This window comes from Herbaspirillum lusitanum, assembly GCF_046025995.1.
Classification (GTDB): domain Bacteria; phylum Pseudomonadota; class Gammaproteobacteria; order Burkholderiales; family Burkholderiaceae_D; genus Herbaspirillum; species Herbaspirillum lusitanum_A.
The window spans coordinates 104,128-127,899 of the sequence record NZ_JAQQFM010000012.1 but is presented as its reverse complement, the minus strand read 5'-3'; the positions used below and the strand labels follow the sequence as shown (position 1 = coordinate 127,899).

Sequence of the window (23,772 nt, the reverse complement as noted above, 5' to 3'; positions counted from 1 at the left end):
TCAGTTCCTGGCAAGTAAGGTTTTTAGCTCAGTGAGACCTGTTAAGTCGAACTCATTTGCGTCCAGTTCCTCAATCATGCCCACCAGATCGCTCTCAGTTTGCTGAATATCGCGGGCGTTGTCAGCGTAGGTGATTTGGTATTTTTGCACGAGGGCTTCGAGCTTGCGGGTCAAGCTATCAATCTGCTGATCGGGCAGGCAGCGCAGCTCGTCGTGCAAAGGGGTGATCCATTTGCGTTCGAGGAGCTCGTGTACCTGCGCCCCACTCAAGCCCTCAATCGTTTTCTTAGTCTTGAGGTGGAGGGTGGCAGCTTCTTGTTTGATTGCCGCCTTCAGGATTTTTTCCTCGGCAAGCCAGTCGGCGGCCTGGATGATCTTGGCCTCATAGGATTCGGGATCGAATGTACCTGATTTCTTTGCCTCGGCGAGCAAGAGCTTAGCCTCCTTGGCGACGGCAGCACTCACAAACTTGTCGCCTGCGTCGTTGACGGTGTCGTTGGCCTTGTCTTCTTCGCTGAGGCCCTCCAAGATTTCCTCAAGGGAGGCCGTGATTTCGCTGAGGCGGGTTTCCTTTTTGCGAAGCGCGGCCAGCTCCTTCTTGTGATGCGTTATCTGTACTAGCTCAAAATGCAAGATGCGGCCTTTCCAGCCTTCTTGCACCTCAATTTCTTTGCCATCCTTCTTTTTGGTGACTATATTGGGATCCACGACGCGGGCTGCATCGAAGCCCTCAGTCTGGAGAATTTCCAGATCGACGGCGATGGGTTGCCAGTGATCGTCGAGGATTTGGTAGGCGTGGTATTTGTCGATGAGCGACAGCGGAGCGAGGCGGGTAAATATGGCCTCGCTAATGAGTGCCTCCTGCTGAGGAATCTGAAGGGTGAGCATTTCTTCAAGCAGCGCGCCGCGCAGCCAAGGGGTGAAATCGGCAAAGGCGGCGGTAAATGCTGTGCTGTATTTCTTCACCTCGCGATGTTCGCGGGTGGCCTGCGCGAGGTCTTCCACTAGTGGCGCGACGTAGGGCTTGCCGTTGTCGGTAAAGAGGGTTGCGCGCAGGCTGGGAAAAGCTTTCCAGAAATCCGCCAGGGCATTCAGCTCGCTCAGGGGAATACCGCCAAACATGGAGGCGTAGAGATCCCAACTCTCCGCAGGCTCGGAGGAATCCACATAGCGCGGGATGTTGAGGTTGTAGTCATTGGCCTGCAGCTCGGTCTTGGGGACGAGGCGGCTGTAGCGCGGCACGGTGACACGGCCGATCACAGTGTCAGCGATTTTCTTGATGTCAGAAGCGCGAAGCTTGTTGCTTTTTCCCTCCTTGGCAAAGCCCTTGGAGGCATCCACGATAAGCACATCGCTGCTCTTACGCTTTTGCCGGAGCACGAGAATGATGGTGGCGATGCCGGTACCGAAAAAGATGTTGGGCGGCAGGCCGATGATGGTTTCGAGGTGATCGTTTTCGATGAGGTTTTTGCGGATTGCCCCTTCTTCACCACCTCGAAACAGGACGCCGTGGGGCAAAATGATGGCCATGATGCCGCCCGGCTTAAGGTGGTACAGGTCGTGTAGGAGAAAAGCGTAATCGGCTTTGGACTTGGGCGCGAGGCCGAAGCGGGCGTAGCGGGGGTCACTATCTTTGTGCTGCGGGTCCCACTTTTGTGAGTAGGGCGGATTCGAGACAACGGCGTCGAGGTACAGCGGATTGTACGAATTGATGGGGTCTTTGTCGTCAAAAAACGGCCAGTCGTCTTCAAGCGTGTCGCCGTTGCGCGTGACGATATTATCGGGAAGAATACCGCGCATCACGAGATTCATGCGCGTAAGATTGTAGGTATTTTCTTTCAACTCCTGAGCAAAATATTTGATATTTCCTCGATTACCCATGTGCTTGGCGATGGCATGGCCAATATTGAGCAAAAGCGAACCAGAGCCGCTGGTTGAGTCATAAATATCAATTTTTTTCTTACCCTTTACGTGGTCCGCGATGATCTCAGAAATGAGAACGGAGACCTCGTGCGGGGTGTAAAACTCCCCCGCCTTTTTGCCAGCGTTGGCGGCGAACATGCTGATGAGATACTCATAAATGAAACCGAGAACATCGTATCCTTGGCGACCATCCATGGGGATTACTTTAATCAGCTGGACGAGCTCACTAATAGCCTTGGTCTGCTTAGCCGCCGTGTCGCCAAGCTTACTTAACCCGGTTTCCAGAGTTTTGAATATCCCTTCAAAGAGGCGCTTATGATCGGGGTGGATAAGGCGACTGAAGGCGGACAAAGCATCTCGTACTTGAGAGACCTCGAAGTCGCTACCTTGGTCGATCCAAGTCGAAAACAAATGCTCGTGAGCGATGAAATAACCAAGGTTGCGTTTAATAAAGTCGACAGTCTCCGCATCGTTTTCTGAAAGAGCACGAATATCCTCTTTGCTGAAGTCCTGAGTTTTTGCGAATTGCTCAAGCTTGTCCGAGAGATATTTATAAAAGATGAAACCGAGGATGTAATCTTTGTATTCATTAGCCTCGATTTTCGACCGCATCTGGTTGGCCGATTCCCAAATCTTTGCGGCGAGCTGTTGTTTGTTCAAGATACTTCCTATTAGCGGTATTTTGGTATGAGATTGTATGTGGGACGAGCTATGTTTGCTAGCGGTGTACCTATGATGGCTTCATAGCGGATGAGTAAGGTGCACGGGCGTGTCGCATTCTGAAACGATGAACCCGGAATTAGTCCGTACCGCCGAGATAGCCAATTGTTATTTCAACGCGGTACAAACCGGGGCGAATCTTCTCGGCCTGGACCGACCAGCCTTCAGTAGACACTCACAAGTCATCTAGCGCGTAGCGCTTTTCGAACTCTACAGGTGACAAGTCGCCAGCGGAACCATGCCGGCGAATTGGGTTGTAGAACATTTCAATGTAATCGAATACGTCTGTTGTCGCGGTAGCCCTGTTCGGGTAAATACGCCGCTTGATTCGCTCCTTCTTCAAGGCGCTAAAGAAGCTTTCTGCAACGGCGTTATCGTGGCAGTTACCGCGACGGCTCATACTCGGCACCATATGGTGGGCCTTCAGGAAGGACTGCCAGTCATCACTGGTGAACTGGCTTCCCTGATCGGAATGTACCATTACGCCGGGCCCTGGTTTACGTTTCCAGACTGCCGCTAACAATGCTTGCAACACCAGATCGCTGGTCATCGTAGAACGCGTTGCCCAGCCGACGATTTGACGCGAATAAAGATCCATCACCGCCGCCAAATACAACCATCCTTCATAGGTTCGAATATAGGTGATGTCGGTAACCCAGACCTTGTTGGGCGCATCAGGGGAAAACTCGCGATTCAGGACGTTGGCCACCACGCCGACAGGTCCGCCGCGATAGCGAGGCCTGCTTCCGTACCCGACCTCTGCACGCAGGCCGTCTCCTCTCATTAGTCGATGCACGCGGTGACGGCTGCAGGTTTCGCCCGACTCGCGCAAATCTACCGTGATCTTACGATACCCATACACACCGCCGCTGGCCAACCAATGATGCTTGATCAGGCCCAAAAGCCGTTCGTTCTCGCGTGTGCGTTTGCTAGGTGTACGGCCCTGCCAGGCGTAGTAGCCACTGCGATGAACGCCGAGTACTCGGCACATCGTGCTCAATCCAAATTCGTTGAGATGGGAGCGCATGAATGCGTACCTTGCCGCTATCCCTTGGCAAAGTACGCGGCGGCCTTTTTTAAGATATCGCGCTCCTCGGTCATGCGCTTGAGTTCCGCCTTGAGGCGCCGAATCTCTGCGTTTTGATTCAGTTCAGCCTGCTGTACAACTTCAGGTCTATCGAACTTTATCTTCCAGGCGTACAGGCTATGGGTCGTGATGCCCAATCGCTGAGCCACATCTGCAACTGAATAGCCACGCTCGGTGACTTGCTTAACTGCCTCAATCTTGAATTCATCCGTATACCTCTTGCCGCTCATCTTCATCTCCTCGGTTGCCATAAATTATGACTCGAAGATGTCTATTAGGAGCTGGCCGGTCCAGCCGGACGGATTGTTGGGTCAAATGTGTCGTCATGAACATGAAGTGCCATAGCTTTCCTATCTACGACAAAACGGCCAAATAGATCCATTAATGATAAGGTCCAAACCCAATGACGCAACCGCCAGAATGAGGCCAGGAGTTAGGTTACGCTATCACGTTGATTTAACGACCTGATTTACATAGGTACTTTTTCGCCAGATAGTGTGACATTTTCGTGCCTGACAATTCAGCTGATCGTGGCGACGCGAAAGAACAAAATTGTTCTCAAATAATTCCGTTGTTTTACAGCCAGGGATGGCACTGGCAGATGCTGCTTAGTGGACGGCATGCTCTGATCTTAAAGAACGACACAATAAGGACTAACGCATGTTGAGAATTCTTCGCAATTAGTATGGTAACGACACAGAGATATCAATCCGCCAAGTCCCTTTTACATGTAAGCAAAAAGCAAAAGCCAGCTCAACTGAGCTGGCCTTTGCTTACTAGAAGATAGGATATTCCCACTAAGTCCGGTAATTTGTTCTCATATTTGTGGGGACAATCTCACCTTCTATATAGAAACCTACAGCTATCGACGCGCATCTTTCAATAATAGTCTCAATGGATGCCTCCCAAAATCTCAAGTTATGGTTCCTGCTACACAACAAAATCAAACATCAATATTCCCAGCCTGCAGCGCATTACTTTCAATGAACGCGCGGCGTGGTTCGACGTCGTCGCCCATCAGTGTCATGAAGATCTGGTCCGCCGCGATGGCGTCTTCGATCTGGACTTTCAGGAGGCGGCGCACGGTCGGATCCATGGTGGTTTCCCACAGTTGTTCCGGGTTCATTTCGCCCAGTCCTTTGTAGCGCTGCTTGCTGACGCCGCGTTCGGCTTCGTCGCGCAGCCAGGCCATGGCCTGGTGGAAATCAGTGACGGCTGATTCCTTCTGCTTTTCGCCCTGGCCGCGACGGATCAGTGCGCCCTTGCGGATCAGGCCCCTGAAGGTGGCGGCGGCGTTGGTCAGGACCTGGTAGTCGGGGCCGGTGACGAAGTCGGCATCGATCGCGGTGACCTTGACGTTGCCGTGGTAGAGACGGTTGATGTGCAGGCGATATTTTTCGGTCTGCTCGTCCAGCTTGGCGACCACGGTGATGCTGAGGTCGTTGATGGCTTTGGTCAGCGTTGCGGCCGAGGCGATGGCTTGTTGCTCGTCGCCCAGTTCCAGCGTGACGCCGGTCATGATGGCGGACAGCGCGGCGTGATCGATCAGGCGCGTGAGGCGCGTGATGATGGCGTTGGCAGTATTGTACTGACGCACCAGTTCGGTCAGCGGTGCGCCGCTGATCGGGTCTGCGCCTTCGGCCGGCACCAGCTCGGCGTCGTTGAGGGCGATCTGCATCATGTATTGCGCTTCTTCGACATCGTCTTTCAGATAGCGCTCGTCCTTGCCGGCCTTGACCTTGTACAGCGGCGGCTGGGCGATATAGATGTGGCCGCGCTCGACCAGTTGCGGCATCTGGCGATAGAACAGGGTCAGCAGCAGGGTGCGGATGTGGGCGCCGTCGACGTCCGCATCGGTCATGATGATGATGCGGTGGTAGCGCAGTTTGTCGGCGTTGAATTCGTCCGGGCCGATGCTGGTGCCGAGGGTGGCGATCAGGGTGGTGATCTGCTCGGAGGAGAGCATCTTTTCGAAGCGTGCTTTTTCGACGTTGAGGACCTTGCCGCGCAGCGGCAGGATGGCCTGGAATTTACGGTCGCGGCCTTGCTTGGCCGAGCCGCCCGCGGAGTCACCCTCGACGATGTAGAGTTCGCACAGCGCCGGATCCTTTTCCTGGCAGTCGGCCAGTTTGGCGGAGAGGCCGAGGCCGTCCATGACGCCTTTGCGGCGCGTCAGTTCGCGTGCCTTGCGGGCTGCTTCGCGCGCGCGCGCGGCTTCGACGATCTTGCCGCAGATGATCTTGGCGTCGTTCGGTTTTTCCTGCAAGAAGTCGGTCAGGGTCTTGGCGACGATTTCTTCCACCGGGCCGCGCACTTCGCTCGATACCAGCTTGTCCTTGGTCTGCGAGCTGAACTTGGGTTCAGGCACCTTGACCGACAGCACGCAGGTCAGGCCTTCGCGCATGTCGTCGCCGGAGACTTCGACCTTGGCCTTCTTGGCGAAATCGTTTTCTTCGATGTACTTGTTGATGACGCGGGTCATGGCGGCGCGCAGGCCGGTCAGGTGGGTGCCGCCGTCGCGTTGCGGGATGTTGTTGGTGAAGCAGAGCACCTGTTCGTTGTAGGCGTCGTTCCATTGCATGGAGACGTCGACGCTGATGTTGGTGTTCTGGTCCGACATCTTTTCGCCGGTGGCCTGGAAGATGGTCGGGTTGAGGATGCTCTTGTTCTTGTTGATGTATTCGACGAAGCCGCGGGTGCCGCCTTCGAAGGCGAAGTCTTCTTCCTTGCCGGTGCGCTGATCGGTCAGCTTGATGTGCACGCCGTTGTTGAGGAAGGACAGTTCGCGGATGCGCTTGGCCAGAATTTCGTAGTGGAATTCGATGTGGGTGAAGATTTCTTCGTCAGCCCAGAAATGCACTTCGGTGCCGCGCTTGTCAGTGTCGCCGATGACCTTGATCGGGGAGACCTGGACGCCGTCGATGACTTCGATCTGGCGGTCTTGCGGAATGCCGCGCACGAATTCCATGGCGTGCACTTTGCCGTCGCGGCGCACGGTCAGGCGCAGCAGTTTGGACAGGCCGTTGACGCAGGACACGCCGACGCCGTGCAGACCGCCTGAGACCTTGTACGAGTTCTGATCGAACTTGCCGCCGGCGTGCAGTTCGGTCATGACGATTTCGGCCGCGCTGCGTTTCGGTTCGTGCTTGTCGTCCATCTTGAGACCGGTCGGAATGCCGCGACCGTTGTCGGTGACGGAAATCGAGTTGTCGGAGTGGATGGTGACGTGGATTTCGGTGCAGTGCCCGGCCAGCGCTTCGTCGATGGAGTTATCCAGCACTTCGAATACGAGGTGGTGCAGGCCGGTGCCGTCGGAGGTGTCGCCGATGTACATGCCCGGCCGTTTGCGGACCGCTTCCAAACCTTCCAGAATCTGGATGGAGGAGGCTCCATATTGACTTTGTTGCGGTGGATTGGTGTTGTCTGCTGGAACTTGGGACATGGCTACCTTCTGAAAAAACTGACGAAACTGCCTGACTGACTGCTGAGAAACTGCCGAATTCCGGATAAGGACGAACAAACGCAGGCAAAAATGGAATTCTTAAAAGTAGCGAAGGGCCGTTTCACACGGCCCCTCGTCTACTTACCAACTTTGAAAATCAAATGCGCATCGGCATGACAACGTATTTGAAATCGGCGTTGTCGGGGATGGTGATGAGCGCTGACGAATTGGCATCGCCGAGGGCGATGTTGACGTAGTCGTTCTTCAGGTTGTTGAGCACGTCGAGCAGGTAGCTGACGTTGAAACCGATGTCGACGCTGTCGCCGCCGTAGTCGATTTCGAGTTCTTCGACCGCTTCTTCCTGGTCGGCATTGGTGGAGCTGATCTTCAGGCTGCCGGGAGCAACCACCCAGCGCACGCCCTTGAACTTGTCGCTGGTCATGATCGCGGCGCGTTGCAGCGAGCGCAGCAGCTGTTCGCGGCCGATGGTGAAGTTGTTCTTGTAGCCCTTGGGCACCACGCGGGTGTAGTCGGGGAACTTGCCTTCGACCAGCTTGGAAATGAGCTCGATGTCGGCAAAAGTCAGCTTAACCTGGTTGTTGGCGATTTCGAGTTTGACTTCGTCGTCGCTTTCATCGAGCAGACGTTGCAGTTCGATGATGGTCTTGCGCGGGATGATGACTTCCTGACGCGGGAATTCCTGTTCGGTCGCGACCTGGCAGAAGGCCAGACGGTGGCCATCGGTCGCCACGGCGATCACGTTCTTGCCCTCGACCACCAGCAGCAGGCCGTTCAGGTAGTAACGGATGTCTTGCTGGGCCATGGCGAAGTGGACCATGTTGAACAGGTGCTTGAGGGTCTTTTGCGGCAGGTTGACCTGAGCGTTGTAGTGCTCGGCCTGGGCCACGGTAGGGAATTCTTCAGCGGCCAGGGTCTGCAGCGCGAAACGCGACTTGCCCGATTGCACGGTCAGACGCTTGTTCGACAGCGAGATCGAGACTTCGCCCGAATCCGGCAGGGCGCGCAGAATGTCCAGCAGCTTGCGCGCGGCGACGGTGGTCGCCATGACTTCGCTGCCCGAGCCGACGGCCGCGTTCGTGGTGATCTGCACCTCGATGTCGGTCGACAGGAAAGACACCTTTTCGCCATCCTTGCGAATGAGGATATTGGCCAGAATCGGCAATGTGTGCCGACGCTCGACAATACCGCTCACGATTTGCAGAGGACGCAAAAGCGTGTCTCGTTGGGTTTTGACCAATTGCATAGTCTGTTTATCCTCGGTAATAGTGGTTAAAGGATGTCTGGGATGTCTGGATGCCGAAGCTGCTTTCAGCATCTGCCTGCGGTACGGACCCGCCCTCAGATGCTCAAAATTTTCCCATTCGTGCGCCGGTTCCTCCAATGTGAAAACAGCCCGGTTTGTTTGCAATTGCCGGTCGCGGATTCCTTCCCGCAATGTTCCTGCCTGCTACATGGTCTGGCGTGTTCTTGACTGATTGACATTACCTGAACGCACTTAGAAACATTTGAAAACTTTTAATGAGTTTTACTTGGTGTTTCAACGGAGTTTCGCGAATTTTCCACTATTCGGGCGGCTCGGGCAGCCGCCGGCAAAACTCCGCCTTCCATTGTATCAATCATCGCCGCTAAAGCGTAATTTCTTGCTCAGCTGAAGGCGCTTTTCATGGAGATTTTTTGACCGGCGTCCCGCGACGGCATCAACCCTTGAGCGTCTGTTCCAGCACGTGCAGTTCGTGATTGCATTCCGGGCTCTTGGCGCGGTCGGCGGCGATCTTGCGCACTGCATGCAACACGGTGGTGTGGTCGCGGCCGCCGAACAGATCGCCGATTTCCGGCAGACTCTTCTGCGTCAGTTCCTTGGCCAGATACATGGCGATCTGGCGCGGACGGGCGATATTGGCGGGCCGTTTCTTGGAATACATGTCGGCGATCTTGATGTTGAAGAAATCGGCGACGGTCTTCTGGATGTTTTCCACCGAGATCTGGCGGTTCTGCACCGATAACAGGTCTTTCAGCGCGTCCTTGACGACGTCGATGGTGATGTCTTTGCCGTGGAAGCGCGAATAGGCCAGGATCTTGCGCAGCGCGCCTTCCAGCTCGCGCACGTTGGAGCGCAGGTGCTTGGCGACGAAAAAGGCGACGTCGTCGGACAGCACGACGTCTTCCAGTGCCGCTTTCTTCATCAGGATCGCGACCCGCATTTCCAGCTCGGGCGGTTCGATGGCGACCGTCAGGCCGGAATCAAAGCGCGAAATCAGGCGGTCATCCATGCCGCTGATTTCCTTGGGATAGGTATCGCTGGTGATGATGATCTGCTTTTTCGCCGCAATCAGTGCTTCGAAGGCGTAGAAGAACTCTTCCTGGGTGCGGCTCTTGCCGCCGAAGAATTGAATATCGTCGATCAGCAGCAGGTCGAGCGAGTGGTAATAGCGCTTGAAGTCGTCGAAGCCCTTGCGCTGATAGGCGGTCACCACGTCGCGCACGTATTGCTCGGCGTGGATGTAGCGGATCTTGGCGTTGGGGTTGTCGATCAGCACCTGATTGCCGATGGCATGGATCACGTGGGTCTTGCCGAGGCCGACGCCGCCGTACAGGAACAGCGGGTTGTAGGACACGCCCGGATTATTGGCGACCTGGGTCGCCGCCGCGCGCGCCAGCTGGTTGGCTTTACCGGTGACCAGATTGTCGAAGGTCAATACCGAGTTGATGCGTGACAGTTCCTGACGCGGGCGCGCTGTTTCGCGCGCCGGCGCGGGCGCCTGCATGTAGTCCTGCACCGCCATGTGCGAGGGCAGGCCGAGGCCGCTGGCGCCGCCGCCGTTGTAACCGGACGGGCCGCCCATGTTGCCGCCGGGATGTCCGTTACCGCCCAGGGCCGGATCGCCGGCGCCGGGCGGCGCACGACGTGGCATGTTGCCACGCGGATCGAGTACGAACTGCACTTCGATCGGCGCTTCCCAGTATTCGCAGGCGAGGGTGGTGATGCGGTTGGCAAACTGGGTCTTGACCCAGTCCAGCTTGAAACGATTGGGCGCGGCGATGCGCAGCAAGCCGTCTTCGTAGTCGAGCGGAGCCAGCGGCTTGATCCAGGCGCTGTATTGTTGCGGAGTCAGTTCTTGCTCCAGCTTTGCCGAGCAAGTCTGCCAAAAATTTTCCATGAAGCTTCTTATTGAATAGGGCGGACGCCGGGGCTGATGCTTTAGCCGGGAGAAGTCCCGGACGTGGCGTCGCGAAAGTGCGCTATTTTACCTGCTTGGGGATAAGTTATCCACAGGCTGAGACAGGAATTCCCAGAGCAAAAACGCATATTCAGGTTCGGGAAACCACTCAGCCGGATATTAGCTGGCAGCCAAGCCAGACGGGGCGCGGCTGTGCGAGCCAGGCCAGGGAAATGCAGCCGGGCACGCCTAATTTGTAACCATTAAAAGTAAACCGGCGGGTGCGCAGAAATTGCTTTTGGTTAATGTGGCGAAGGAAGTATTTCGGGCACGAATTGCAGCTTATCCACAAGCGCCGGGTCAGACTGCGCCCGGTCGGAGCGATTGTTGATTGTGGTCAGGCCAGCACTTCGCCATCCACAAAGACCTTGAGCTCACCGGGCTGATACTGAATCCAGGTTTCGTTGTCGGTCAGCGGCTGAGTGACGATCACCGCGACGCGGTCGTTGATCGTGGTGACCTGTGAAAAATCGACCGAGAGATCATCGTCCGACAACTTGGCGGTGGCAAACGGATGTTTGCGGATGATGTAATAGAGATGGGTCGAACAGTGGCTGTACAAGGCCGAGCCATCCGACAGCAGCATGTTGAAGGTGCCGTGACTGGCGATGTAGGCGGAGATGTCGGCCAGGGCCTGTCTGACATCCTCCAGCAGCGGCAGGGTATCGCCGAAACGCTTGCGCATTTCCTGCAGGATGTAGCAAAAGGCCAGTTCGCTGTCGGTGGTGCCGACCGGGCGGAAGGCGCCGTCCAGCGTCGGCGTGAAATTCTTCAGATCGCCGTTGTGCGCGAACACCCAGTAACGCCCCCAAAGCTCGCGCACAAAAGGATGGCAGTTGGCCAAGGCCACGCGGCCTTGAGTGGCTTTGCGGATATGCGCGATGACGTGCTGCGACTTGATCGGATAGCGCTTGATGAGTTCGGCAATCGGCGATTCGACCGCCGCCTGGTGATCGACAAAATAGCGTACGCCGGAGCCTTCGAAGAAGGCAATGCCCCAGCCGTCGCTGTGATGATCGGTCAATCCCCCGCGCGTGGCGAAACCGGTGAAGCTGAATACGATATCGGTGGGAGTGTTGCAATTCATCCCGAGAAGCTGGCACATGATGTCTTTGAGGCTGGGTGGTGTAAAAACGGGTTCAAAGTTATCACGAATGCCGACAGGCCGAGCCGGGAAATGAGGTATTTGGCAATAGAAGTTCGGGAGAACCGGGAGCTGTCCAGATTACCGGCCGCCGTGCAGACGGCAAATCCGAAACCGGCGGCACATAAAAAAAGCCCCACAGGTTTTCACCTATGGGGCTAATCCTTCCTAAAGAGGGAGGAGGAGACGCGGTACCTACTACATATTCTTCACAACTCACTGCCGGCGACGGTCGTTCTTATTTGTCGCGCGCCGCCAGTGAGCGCAGCTCGGCTGCAAAATTCGGTTGGCTATGGCTGTACTGATTGGCCATGCGGTTCAGCATCATCACGCCGCTGAACTTGTGTTGCGCGATGCGCTGTTCCAGAGACTTGCGTGGTTTGACCAGCAGCAGCGCCGCGCGCAGCACACCAATCACCAGCGGCTTGAACACCATCAACAGGGTAAACAACGCGCCCAGGCCCAGTACCGGACGCACGAAGGCGGCGGTGGTGCCGATCAGCGATTGCGCGAGCGGAATCGCGGCTTCGGCTGGGAAGGCAATGGCTAAGATGGACATGTTATTTCTACCCCTGATAATTCAAACTATTTCTCTGTTGTTGCGATGCAGTATATGTAATCAGCGGCGGCATTGCCACTTTAGACTTCTCATATCAGATATATGTTTTCTGAATAATTAAGCAAAAATGAGACAGATTAAGGGCTATAAAACCGCTCAGGTATTCAGCTTTGCCATATGAGTAGCTATCTGCAAAACCCGAGCAGACCGCCAAACGCAAAAACCGACGGGCAAAAAAAACCCCGCAGACCGAGATCTGCGGGGTTAATCCTTCCTAAAGAGGGAGGAGGAGACGCGGTATCGGGGCTCTGACGCGTTGATCGAATCAGCGTCAAACATTTGCGCGGAAACGCGCCACAACCACCGAAATTCTTTACATTAATGCTTGCAGTTCGAATTCAATCGCGCACGGCGCAATCGATATCACTGCAATTAAAACTTGTTCAATTGCGCTTCAGCTGCAAATAACACTGAGATGCAGCCGAGTTGCAGGCAATTAGCCGCGCGAAGCGATGAAACGCAGTTCAGCAGCCAGGTTAGGCTGGGTCGCTTCGAACTTGTCGGCCATCTTGTTCATGTGCTTGGCGCCGGCGATCTTGTCTTGCGAGGCGGTCAGAACCACGGCTTGCAGCTCGTGCGCCTTGACGAAATGGATGAAGATGTTGCGCATCACGGCGGCAAACTTGCTGGTCGATGCGGTCTTGGTGGTGCTTTGTGCGGTAGCGGTTGTCATGATTCGATCCCTTTGCGAAATGTGTTATGTTGCATTGCAGTGTAGTGAGCTCGCTTTTGCTTTGCCAATTTCGTTTTTGGATATCAGTTATATAATTCATGAATAGCGTTTTTCTCGTCGCTTTTCGCAGTTATGTCTTAGATTTTTTCGGTCGGGCTTTTCCGCCGAAACCCTTTCCTCTACTGGCTTTCCGCCGTTTTCAGCTTCCACTGTTCCGTAAGGGCCCGCTACCATGAGTTTCCTGACCCTTGATTTGAATCTGTTGCGTGTTTTCGACGCAGTGATGACCGAACAGAATCTGACCCGCGCCGCCAACCTGCTGGCGATGACCCAGCCGGCCGTGTCCAACGCCCTGCGCCGCCTGCGCGACACGCTCAATGATGAACTGGTGATCCGCACCGCGCACGGCGTCAAACCGACCCCGCGCGCGGAAGAGCTGTGGCCGACCGTGCGTCGGGCGCTGTCCGAGCTGGAAGCGGTCATCACGCCGGAAACCTTCGATATCACACGGGCCCAGAACACTTTCCGCATGGCCATGGTGGATGCCACCGCCGCGTTGTGGCTGCCGTCGCTGGTGCGCACCATCATGCGCGACGCCCCGCGCATCAAGATCCGCATGATGCCGCTGACCACACGCGACCCGCGCGCCATGTTGCTGCGCGGCGACATCGATCTGGCAGTCGGCTTTTTCCCTGGCGTCACCGCTCAGCTGGCCGACGGCCAGGGCATGGCCAAGTCACAGATCAGCCACGCCAGGTTGTACACCGGACAATATGTGTGCGTGATGCACAAGAATCACCCGCTGGCGAACCAGCCGATGACGCTGGATACCTATTGCGCCGCCGACCACTTGCTGGTGAGCTTGTCGGGCAAGCCGCACGCGGTGATCGACGATGTGCTGACCGGCATGAACCGCGAGCGCAAGATTCTGCTGACGGTGAATCAGTTCTTTACGGCAGGCCGGATTGTCGCCAGTTCCGACCTGATCACGGTCTTGCCGCGCCACCTGGTGGCGGCCACCGGGATGACCGAGGTGCTGGTGGTGAAAGAATTGCCGTTCCAGACGCCGGAAGAGCATGTCGACATGCTGTGGCATGAGCGCGATGCGCGTAATCCGGCACATAAATGGTTGCGCGCACATTTAAGTGCAACGACTCACGATGAATTCGGTCGTATCAACATGAAGCGCTAGAACAGACCAACATCCACGACTTCATTGCCTGTATTCACAGCCGCCGGCCCAGCCCGGCGGTGAGGCGTTCGGGGAGACCGAGACCATCTGGCGCGCGTTGATTCATTTACCGGGACCGATTCATGTCGCGTACGCCAAAAATTATCCTCTGGGTGCTGGCCGGCTTTGTGCTGGTCGTTGCCGCCATCGTCATTTTCATCCTCACTTTCGACTGGAATCGCGCCAGGCCGTGGATCAACCACCGCGTCAGCGAAGCCATCGGCCGCGAATTCGCGATCAACGGCAACCTGGCGCTGAGCTGGCAAAAACCGGATCAAACCACGCCGCCGCTGAGCGGCTGGTCGCGCTGGGTGCCGTGGCCGCGGCTCAATGCGCAAGACATCACGCTCGGAAATCCGGACGCCTTCAAGCCATCCGGCAATATGGCCAGCGTCAAACAAATCACTTTCACGCTCAATCCCTTGCCGCTGCTGGCGCACGATATTTCGGTGCCGACACTGGATATCGACAGTCCCGATGTTGCACTGCTGCGCGACAAGGATGCGCAAAACAACTGGACCTTCAAATCCTCGGATCAGCCGTCGAGCTGGAATCTCAAGCTGGGCCGCCTGATCCTGCGCAAGGGCACGCTGCAGCTGACCGATGCGATTCAGAAAGCCGATATCAAGGCTGAGATCGACACGCTCGATCCGGCGCGCGAAAAGGTTTATGGACTGGCCTGGAATCTGAAGGGCACGTTCAACAAGGCGCCGGTCAGCGGCGGCGGCAAGGCCGGGGGAGTGCTGAGTCTGCAGGATCAGAACCAGCCTTATCCGCTGCAGGCCGACCTGCATGTGGGCAAGACCTCGATCGGCGTGCGCGGCACGCTGACCAAGCCGGCCGAACTGGCGGCGGTGGATCTGCGCCTCAGCTTGTCGGGCGCAAGCATGGCGCATCTGTTTCCCCTGACCGGGGTCTTGTTGCCGGAAACACCGCCGTTCGCGACCGAAGGTCATCTGATCGGGCAGATCGGCGCCAACCAAAGCACCTGGACTTATGAAAAGTTCAGCGGCAAGGTCGGCGCCAGCGATGTCGGCGGTACGCTCAAATACGAGGCAAAGAAACCGCGTCCCATGCTGAGTGGTGAAATCGTCTCGAATCTGCTGCGCTTTGACGATCTGGCGCCGCTGATCGGAGCCGACTCCAACGCCAGCAAGGAACAACGCGGCGCCGCCGAGCGCCAGCCGAGCGACAAGGTGTTGCCGGTCAAGGAATTCGACACGACCAGCTGGGGCGCGCTGGATGCCGACGTCAAACTGACGGCACGCAAGATCCTCAAGCAAAAGGATTTGCCGATCAGCGACCTCGACGCCCATCTGAAACTGGACGACCGCGTCCTGTCGCTGACGCCGCTCAATTTCGGCATCGCGGGCGGCAATCTGCGTTCGGACATCAAGCTGGACGGCCGCGACAAGCCGATGAAGTCGCAACTCAAGCTGTCGGCGCGCCGCATCAAGATCGAAAAGCTGTATCCGGAGCTTGACGCCTCGAAGACCAGCTTCGGTGAAATCAATGGCGATGCCGCTCTGTCGGCCACCGGCAATTCGGTCGGCGCCATGCTGGGTTCGTCCAACGGCGAATTGAAAACGCTGGTGAATCAGGGCGCGATCAGTAAATTGCTGCTGGAACAGATGGGTCTCAACGTCGGCAACATCGTGGTCTCCAAACTGTTCGGCGACAAACAGGTGAAGCTGCACTGCCTGGCCGGCGACTTTCCGATCAAGAACGGGGTGATGGATATCCGCACCTTCATTCTGGATACCGACGATGCCTTGATCAATGTCGAAGGCCGGATCGACATGAAGGAGGAACAGCTGGGCCTGACCATCCGCCCCAAGAGCAAGGGCTTGCGCATCATTTCATTGCGCTCGCCGCTGTATGTCTCGGGCAGCTTCAAGAATCCCGATGTCGGGGTGGACAAGACGGTGCTGGCCTTGCGCGCAGGCGGCGCGGTACTTCTGGGTGTGATGGCGCCGGTGGCGGCGATCCTGCCGCTGATCAATGTCGATCGCGATCAACAGGCTGATTGCGCCAATTTGCTGGATGAAGTGAAGAAACAACCGGTGGCGCCGGCGCCGGGCAAGACCAGCGCCAAATAAGCCGCTCGGATCGGCAGGGCTCAGGCAGTGATGGCGTCCGGTTGCAGACCGAACGCCATTTTTTTACCAGGCACGCTGGTGCAGGCCGGTGCATTCAGGCAATGGCCGGCTTGTGGATAAAGCTTGGGATAAGCCGCGCGCAGATTGTGGAAAACCGGCCTGGTTATTCACCGCCCATTTTTTATCCAATTACTGTTCTTTTTTAATACAGGCTTTGCCAAGCGTTTATCCATTTCGCAAGCTGATGATTTGTTTACGGTAAACCGGGTTATCCACAGAAAAGGGCCTGCGTTAACTATTAGCTACTATGTATATATATCAATTTAAATTAAATACATAAAAACCCGAAATGCCTCTTTGCCCTCCGAAATCCTGAAAAACATCGTTCTTTCAGAAACCAGCCGAAACACATCAAGACCTATTTCAAATGGACGGCATCGGCTGCTTCCAGCACCAGATCCGATTCAGCGACGGCAACGCAAGGCAGTATCCATCCCTCAAGCTGCTCTTCTCTGGTGACGCCAGGCCATTCAATCTGATAACTGACACTCCCCCCCACCAACTTGCACATGCACGTCCTGCAGGTGCCATTCCGGCAGGAACTGGGTAAGCGAATCTGATTCAACAGCGCTGCCTGCAAAATCGACTGTTTTTTATTCATTGAAAACGAGAGCCCTGAGGGTTGCAGGAGAATCGAATACGAAAGCGGGGGTGGAGTGCTGTTCATGGAAGAAAAGACTGCTGGAAATAGGGTAAGAGATGTATCCGACAACCATGCTTGGCCTGAAGACACAAAAACGTATTCAGCGAAATGTTTTAAAAATGGCAAGACGCCAATGCCAAGTCTTCAAATCATCATCCAGATGAATGCAATGCCGTGTTCTGGCTTTTCACTGAAAGCGAGCACAACAGATGAATCAAAAGCAATAAAAGCCATTTTTTAAAATCGCCTGTGGATAAGTCTTTGCATATCTATTGGGTTCAATGGGGATAGCTCATGAATTCTTCACAAGCCGTTTTTCTGTCCACACTTTGTTCTTTGAATATACAAGGGTTTACACAGACTTTATCCATGCTGCAGGTTCTTGATTTTATTGCTGTAAACCGAGTTATCCACAAAATACGCAAACGTTAACTATTACTACTATGTATATATATAAACTTTTAATTTAAAAAACAGAAAAGAGAAATGCGGAGGAAAAGAGGAAAAAACATCAGAAGAGATATTAGAAAAACAATAAAAAGCAAAAACCGGTTCAGCAAAGACAGCGAATGAACCACGGACATCCGCTAAAAATAGGCGTTTGTGCTGTTTTCAGTCCTGCCACATGGTCTGCAATAGCCCGAATACGGCTGCAATGGCCTCTTCATGGCGTCGTTTCTCCAGAGTGATGAAGGACAGCTCGGTCGACAGCTCGACCGCGTCAGCGATCACCAGGCCATGCGCATGTGCCTGACCGAGTGCAATCGACTCGCGCGCCAGCGACAGACCGACCCCCGATTTCACCAGATCGAGCATGGAAGACTCCTGATCGACCAGCGCGACGGTATTCGGCTGCACCTTGTGCTGTGCAAAAACCTTGGATAACAGGCGGTGATGTGCGGATTCTTCCGGGGTCCAGATCCAGGGCAGGCGTGCCAGCTCCTTCCATCCCTTGCCATTGACGCGATTTTTCCAGCCGGCAGGCGCAATCACGTTGTAAGTGAAGGAAGTCAGCTTGATCGAATAAAAACCCTTGCCTGCGGCGCCGAGGAAAAAGCCGACATCCAGCTGTCCCTGTTTGATCGCCTGCAATACCGAACCCGAAATGTGATGCTGCAATTGCGTGGTCAGTTGCGGATGGCGTTCGACCAGCAACTTGAGAAAGGCGCCAAGCCGGGTGAATTCAGGATCGAGGATAGTGCCGATGGCCAGCGAACCGCTCAGATTGCCGCTGCTGAGAGTCAAGGTGGCAGCCTGACGGCGAAAGTCTTGCATGTCATTGATCACGCGTTCGGCCAAGGGCAGCAATTTGACGCCGGCTTCGGTCAGCCGCATGCCGCTTGCGGTGCGGGTGAACAATTGCAGATTGAGCTGTGCCTGCAAGGATTTGATCTGCAGGCTGACGGCGGGTTGGGTCACATGCAATTGCTCGGCGGCGCGGGTAAGGTTAGCTTCGCGCGCCACAGCGATAAATGCACGCAATTGCGTGATATCCATTAACAACGTCTCCTAAAAACAGGAAATGCTGCAAGTGCAGCAAAATTTTCAGGTTTTTAAATTATTAATTTGTCTTATATTGCTATTGATAATAACTCATTGGATTCGGTGCAAGAGGGGCGATATTCTTCGGAGTCAATGAAGCCGGCCGCTTTGCCGTCATGCCTGCAGACGATTTCAGAAAATCTGAAAGCATGAAGGCGATACCTGGATGTTGATGATGCGGAGACGGTATTCAATCAAGGGCTTACATCAAAAGCTTACATTTCCACCAAAGGATTTCTTATGAGCAGCGCTAACAGTCAGGTCGAGCATTTCATCAACGGCAGCGTGTCGCCTTCCGCCAGCGGACGGCGCCAGGATGTCTTCAATCCCGCCACCGGCGAAGTCAGCGGGCAGGTGGCTTTGGGCTCGGTGGAGGAAGTGAATGCTGCGGTAGCTGCGGCCAGTGCAGCGGCGCCTGCCTGGGCTGAAACGGCGCCGCTCAAACGTGCGCGGGTAATGTTCAAGTTCAAGGAGCTGATCGAGCAGAATCACGATGCGCTGGCGGCCGCCATCACGCGTGAACACGGCAAGGTGTTTTCCGACGCCAAGGGTGAAGTCACGCGCGGTCTGGAAATCGTCGAATTCGCCTGCGGCATTCCGCAACTGTTGAAGACGCAATTTACCGACAACATCGGCGGCGGCATCGACAACTGGAATCTGCGTCAGCCGCTGGGCGTCACGGCCGGCATCACGCCATTCAATTTCCCGGTGATGGTGCCCTTGTGGATGGCGCCGGTGGCGATTGCAACCGGCAACAGCTTCATTCTGAAACCGTCGGAACGCGACCCTTCGCCTTCGCTGATGCTGGCCGATCTGTTCAGGCAAGCCGGATTGCCGGATGGCGTTTTCAACGTGGTGCAGGGCGACAAGGTGGCGGTCGATGCGCTGCTGCAGCATCCTGAAGTGCAGGCGATTTCCTTCGTCGGTTCGACGCCGATTGCCGAATATATCTACAGCGAAGCGACAAAGCGCGCCGGTACTTTCCCGTTGCGGGCACAAGCGCTGGGCGGCGCCAAGAATCATCTGGTGGTGATGCCTGATGCCAATCTGGATCAGGCGGTGGATGCTCTGATCGGCGCCGCGTATGGCTCGGCCGGTGAACGCTGCATGGCGATTTCAGTGGCGGTCGCAGTCGGCAGCGTGGCCGATAAACTGGTGGAAGCGCTGATCCCGCGCGTCAAGGCATTGAAGGTCAAGAACGGCATGGAAGACGATGCCGAAATGGGCCCGCTGGTGACTGCTGCGCACAAGGCCAAGGTCGAAGGCTACATCGATAGCGGCGTCGAGGCCGGCGCCAAATTGCTGGTGGATGGACGCGGCCTCAAGGTGCCCGGCCATGAAAACGGATTCTTCATCGGCGGCAGTTTGTTCGACGATGTCACGCCCGAGATGAAGATCTACAAGGAAGAAATTTTCGGGCCCGTCTTGTGCGTGGTGCGGGTGCCGGATTTCGCCGCCGCCGTGAAGCTGATCAATGCTCACGAATATGGCAACGGCGTGTCCCTGTTCACCGCCGACGGCAATACTGCGCATGAGTTTTCACGTCGCATTCAGGTCGGCATGGTCGGCATCAATGTACCGATTCCGGTGCCGATGGCCTGGCATTCTTTCGGCGGCTGGAAGCGTTCGCTGTTCGGCGATACGCATGCCTATGGTGAAGAAGGCATACGCTTTTACACCCGCTACAAATCCATCATGCAGCGCTGGTCGGCGACGATAGGCAAGGGCGCCGAATTCACCATGCCGGTTGCGAAGTGAGTATGCTCCGCGCTTGAAGCAACACGTTTGAATTGAACATGGGTGGTCCCGGCGGCGCGTTGGCGTTGAGCTTTTGCCGGGACCACACGCATGGTCTGATAAAAATAAGAAACAAGAACACATCCAAAAATAAAACGGAGACAGCATGGAATCAGCAGGTCAATACGATTACATCATCATCGGCGGCGGCACTGCCGGTTGCGTGCTGGCCAATCGTCTGAGCAAGGAGCGCGGAGTGCGGGTGCTATTGCTGGAAGCAGGCGCCCGCGACGATTATCTGTGGATCCATATTCCGGTCGGTTACCTGTATTGCATCAACAATCCGCGTACCGACTGGCTGTTCAAGACTGAGGCCGATCCCGGCCTGAACGGTCGCAGTCTGATCTATCCGCGCGGCAAGGTGCTGGGCGGATGTTCATCGATCAATGGCATGATTTACATGCGCGGTCAGGCGCGCGATTACGACGAATGGGCTGCGCTCACCGGCGACGACAGCTGGCGCTGGAATCAGGTGCTTCCCCTGTTCCGCAAGAGCGAAGACTACTATGGCGGCAACGATGAATTCCATGGCAGCGGCGGCGAATGGCGGGTTGAAAAACAGCGCCTGAAATGGGAAATTCTGGAAGCCTTCCGCGATGCGGCGGAGCAGACCGGCATTCCCAAGACCAATGATTTCAATCGCGGCGACAACGAAGGTTGCGGCTATTTCGACGTCAATCAAAAACGCGGCATACGCTGGAATGCATCCAAGGCTTTTCTCAGACCGGCGATGAAAAAAGGCAATCTGGACATCATGACCGGATCGCACGTGAAGAAGCTGCGCTTCAGGGAAGGACCCGACGGGCCGGTCTGTTGCGGCGTGGAATTCACCGGCGGCAATGGCGAGTGGTACGCTGAATCGACGCGTGAAACCATCCTCTGCGCGGGCGCCATCGGCTCACCGCATATCTTGCAAATGTCGGGTGTCGGCGCTGCCGGTTTATTGCAGCAGCATCAGATTCCGGTGGTGAAAGATTTGCCGGGCGTCGGTGAAAATTTGCAGGATCATCTGCAGATCCGCATGGCCTTCAAGATCAAGGGTGCGAAGACGTTGAACATGATGGCCGGCAATCTGTTCGGCAAGATGATGATCGGTCTGGAATACATGCTGATGCAAAGCGGACCGATGTCGATGGCGCCCTCGCAACTGGGCGCATTCGCAAAATCCGATCCCTCGCAGAGCAGCGCCAATCTTGAATATCACGTGCAGCCTTTGTCGCTGGAAAAATTCGGCGATCCCTTGCATGCCTTCCCGGCCTTCACCGCCAGCGTCTGCAATCTGCGACCGACATCGCGCGGCCATGTACGGCTGGCTTCGCTTGATCATGCGTTGGCGCCGAAGATCACCACCAATTATCTGAGCACGCCGGAGGACCTGAAAGTGGCGGCCGATTCGCTGAAACTGACGCGCCGCATTGCAGCAGCGCCGGCCCTGAAAAAGTATTCGCCTGAGGAATTCAAACCGGGTCTGCATTATCAGACCGAAGAAGATTTGTACCGCGCCGCCGGTGAAGTCGGCACCACCATTTTCCATCCTGTGGGCACTTGCCGCATGGGGCGCACGGACGACGCGATGGCGGTGGTGGACTCGCATTGCCGGGTACGCGGTATCGCCGGATTGCGGGTGGTAGACGCATCCGTGATGCCTACGATCACATCCGGTAATACCAACTCGCCGACCGTCATGATCGCCGAGAAAGTCGCGTCCCATCTGCTTTCCGCGCATTAAAACGAAAAAAGTCGAGGTCGAACCAATACGGTGTTTATACGTATTGTAGTAATGGTACGACTCGGCTACTATGCGCCAAATATAAAAAAAGCTTATCGCACCGCCATACGAAATATAAAGGGTGATCGGCGCACATTAAAAATGTGCGCGGATTGCTGCAAGGCTGCCACGATGACCGGAAAACGGCGGGTGGTATTAATGGAGAAGATGAGGCGAGACAATGACAGACGTCATTCTGGAGACAAAAAACCTGACGAAGGAATTCAAGGGTTTTACAGCAGTGAGCGCGGTCAATCTGAAGATAGAGCGCGGTCACATTCATGCATTGATCGGACCTAACGGCGCCGGCAAAACGACTTGCTTCAACTTGTTGACCAAGTTCCTGGTGCCAAGCTCGGGGCAGATCATATTCAACGGCAAAGACATCACGGCTGAGGCGCCGGCGCAGATCGCGCGCCAGGGCATCATTCGTTCCTTTCAGATTTCTGCAGTGTTTCCGCACATGAGCGTGCTGGAAAACGTGCGCATCGGCTTGCAGCGCAAGTTGGGTACGTCCTTTCATTTCTGGAAGAACGGCAACAGCCTGCATCAGCTGGATACCCGTGCCATGGAATTGCTCGATGAAGTCGATCTGACCAGCTTTGCCCACACCACCACCGTCGATCTGCCTTATGGCCGCAAGCGTGCGCTGGAAATCGCCACCACGCTGGCGATGGAGCCTGAGCTGATGCTGCTCGATGAGCCGACTCAGGGCATGGGCCACGAAGACGTGGATCGGGTGACGGCGCTGATCAAGAAGGTCTCGGCCGGTCGCACCATCCTGATGGTGGAGCACAACATGAGCGTGATCTCGGGCATCTGCGATCGCATCAGTGTGCTGCAGCGCGGCGCGGTGCTGGCCGAAGGCAACTACGCCGAAGTCTCGCGCAATCCGCAAGTGATGGAAGCCTATATGGGCACCGTCAGCGGCGAACTGGAAGGAGCGCACGCATGAGCACCGCTACCCGTCCGCAAGTCAGTATCACTTCCACCAGCAACAAGCCGCTGGCGCTGCAGATCAGCGATCTGCAGGCTTGGTACGGCGAGTCGCACATTCTGCACAACGTCAACCTGAACGTGCATCAGGGCGAAGTGGTGACGCTGCTGGGCCGCAATGGCGCCGGCCGCACCACCACGCTGCGTTCCATCATGGGTCTGACCGGCACCCGCAAGGGATCGATCAAGATCAATGGCGTCGAGACCATCAGTCAGCCAACCCACAAGATCGCGCATCACGGTGTCGGCTACTGCCCGGAAGAACGCGGCATCTTTTCTTCGCTGTCGGCGGAAGAAAATCTGATGCTGCCGCCGTTCGTATCGAAGACCGAAAAGGGCATGTCGATCGACGAGATCTACGACATGTTCCCGAATCTGAAAGAGCGCCGCAACAGCCAGGGCACGCGTTTGTCCGGCGGCGAACAGCAGATGCTGGCAGTGGCGCGCATCCTGCGTACCGGCGCCCGTCTGCTGCTGCTAGACGAGATTTCGGAAGGTCTTGCGCCGGTGATCGTGCAAGCCCTGGCGCGCATGATTCTGGCCTTGAAGGCGAACGGTTACACCATCGTGATGGTGGAACAGAACTTCCGTTTCGCGGCGCCGCTGGCCGATCGTTTCTATGTGATGGAACATGGCCAGATCGTGGAAGCCTTCGAAGCTTCGCAGCTGGAAGCCAAGATGCAGACGCTCAACGAATTGCTGGGCGTCTGATTTTTCAGGCTGAAGGCTGTGAATGCAGACAGGCCGGCACGCATCGTCGCCGGCCTTTTCCAGAAAAAATAATATCCA

Annotated in this window: 17 protein-coding genes; 7 read left to right on the top strand and 10 right to left on the bottom strand. The window is 55.9% G+C overall.

What is annotated here, in order from left to right; translation table 11 throughout:
• The 8 genes from PQR62_RS22980 to PQR62_RS22945 form a co-directional block, all read right to left on the bottom strand.
• Positions 1–2,583: a type I restriction-modification system subunit M gene (locus PQR62_RS22980; protein WP_408160393.1), complete on the bottom strand. Its 2,583-nt coding sequence runs from the start codon at positions 2,581–2,583 to the stop codon at positions 1–3.
• A gap of 235 nt (positions 2,584–2,818) precedes the next feature.
• Positions 2,819–3,960, bottom strand: a protein-coding gene (locus PQR62_RS22975; protein ID WP_408160392.1) for an IS3 family transposase whose coding sequence is annotated in 2 segments (ribosomal slippage) — positions 2,819–3,714 and positions 3,714–3,960 — 1,143 coding nt in all. Because the reading frame shifts where the segments join, the coding sequence is not laid out codon by codon here.
• Positions 3,961–4,673: 713 nt separating this feature from the next.
• Positions 4,674–7,172 (bottom strand): DNA topoisomerase (ATP-hydrolyzing) subunit B, encoded by a 2,499-nt coding sequence (gyrB, locus tag PQR62_RS22970; RefSeq protein ID WP_408160391.1) that lies wholly within the window; start codon positions 7,170–7,172, stop codon positions 4,674–4,676.
• Positions 7,173–7,329: 157 nt separating this feature from the next.
• Positions 7,330–8,436, bottom strand: coding sequence for a DNA polymerase III subunit beta (gene dnaN, locus PQR62_RS22965; protein WP_408160390.1), 1,107 nt, complete (start codon positions 8,434–8,436; stop codon positions 7,330–7,332).
• A gap of 454 nt (positions 8,437–8,890) precedes the next feature.
• Positions 8,891–10,351, bottom strand: a complete 1,461-nt coding sequence (dnaA, locus tag PQR62_RS22960) for a chromosomal replication initiator protein DnaA (RefSeq protein ID WP_408160389.1) — start codon at positions 10,349–10,351, stop codon at positions 8,891–8,893.
• Positions 10,352–10,748: 397 nt separating this feature from the next.
• A complete protein-coding gene (locus PQR62_RS22955; RefSeq protein ID WP_408160388.1) occupies positions 10,749–11,516 on the bottom strand; it encodes a class II glutamine amidotransferase in 768 nt (255 codons plus the stop codon).
• 277 nt (positions 11,517–11,793) lie between these two features.
• A complete protein-coding gene (locus PQR62_RS22950; protein ID WP_408160387.1) occupies positions 11,794–12,114 on the bottom strand; it encodes a hypothetical protein in 321 nt (106 codons plus the stop codon).
• Between the two features lie 496 nt (positions 12,115–12,610).
• The gene (locus PQR62_RS22945) at positions 12,611–12,847 is read right to left on the bottom strand and encodes a hypothetical protein (RefSeq protein ID WP_408160386.1); all 237 of its coding nucleotides are present in this window, start codon (positions 12,845–12,847) and stop codon (positions 12,611–12,613) included.
• A gap of 232 nt (positions 12,848–13,079) precedes the next feature.
• Here PQR62_RS22945 and PQR62_RS22940 point away from each other — a divergent pair, with 232 nt between their 5' ends.
• On the top strand, positions 13,080–14,039 hold the full coding sequence (locus tag PQR62_RS22940; RefSeq protein ID WP_408160385.1) for a LysR family transcriptional regulator: 960 nt from the start codon (positions 13,080–13,082) through the stop codon (positions 14,037–14,039).
• Between the two features lie 122 nt (positions 14,040–14,161).
• A complete protein-coding gene (locus tag PQR62_RS22935; RefSeq protein ID WP_408160384.1) occupies positions 14,162–16,177 on the top strand; it encodes an AsmA family protein in 2,016 nt (671 codons plus the stop codon).
• Positions 16,178–16,595: 418 nt separating this feature from the next.
• On the opposite strand, the gene PQR62_RS22930 is transcribed toward PQR62_RS22935, so the two are convergent.
• Positions 16,596–16,904, bottom strand: coding sequence for a 2Fe-2S iron-sulfur cluster-binding protein (locus PQR62_RS22930; RefSeq protein WP_408160383.1), 309 nt, complete (start codon positions 16,902–16,904; stop codon positions 16,596–16,598).
• Here PQR62_RS22930 and PQR62_RS22925 point away from each other — a divergent pair.
• On the top strand, positions 16,903–17,121 hold the full coding sequence (locus PQR62_RS22925; RefSeq protein WP_408160382.1) for a hypothetical protein: 219 nt from the start codon (positions 16,903–16,905) through the stop codon (positions 17,119–17,121). The genes PQR62_RS22930 and PQR62_RS22925 overlap by 2 nt on opposite strands.
• A 371-nt stretch (positions 17,122–17,492) precedes the next feature.
• Here the strand turns inward: PQR62_RS22925 and PQR62_RS22920 are convergent, their stop codons facing one another.
• On the bottom strand, positions 17,493–18,377 hold the full coding sequence (locus PQR62_RS22920; RefSeq protein WP_408160381.1) for a LysR family transcriptional regulator: 885 nt from the start codon (positions 18,375–18,377) through the stop codon (positions 17,493–17,495).
• Positions 18,378–18,662: 285 nt separating this feature from the next.
• On the opposite strand from PQR62_RS22920, the gene PQR62_RS22915 reads away from it, so the two are divergent.
• The 4 genes from PQR62_RS22915 (at position 18,663) to PQR62_RS22900 (ending at position 23,694) form a co-directional block, all read left to right on the top strand.
• Complete coding sequence (locus tag PQR62_RS22915; RefSeq protein WP_408160380.1) at positions 18,663–20,180, top strand: CoA-acylating methylmalonate-semialdehyde dehydrogenase; 1,518 nt, start codon at positions 18,663–18,665, stop codon at positions 20,178–20,180.
• Positions 20,181–20,325: 145 nt separating this feature from the next.
• Complete coding sequence (locus PQR62_RS22910; protein WP_408160379.1) at positions 20,326–21,948, top strand: GMC family oxidoreductase; 1,623 nt, start codon at positions 20,326–20,328, stop codon at positions 21,946–21,948.
• 220 nt (positions 21,949–22,168) lie between these two features.
• A complete protein-coding gene (locus PQR62_RS22905; protein WP_408160378.1) occupies positions 22,169–22,942 on the top strand; it encodes an ABC transporter ATP-binding protein in 774 nt (257 codons plus the stop codon).
• Entirely contained in the window at positions 22,939–23,694 is a 756-nt protein-coding gene (locus PQR62_RS22900) for an ABC transporter ATP-binding protein (RefSeq protein ID WP_408160377.1), read from the top strand. The genes PQR62_RS22905 and PQR62_RS22900 overlap by 4 nt, the downstream gene beginning before the upstream one ends.
• The last annotated feature ends 78 nt before the right edge of the window (positions 23,695–23,772 follow it).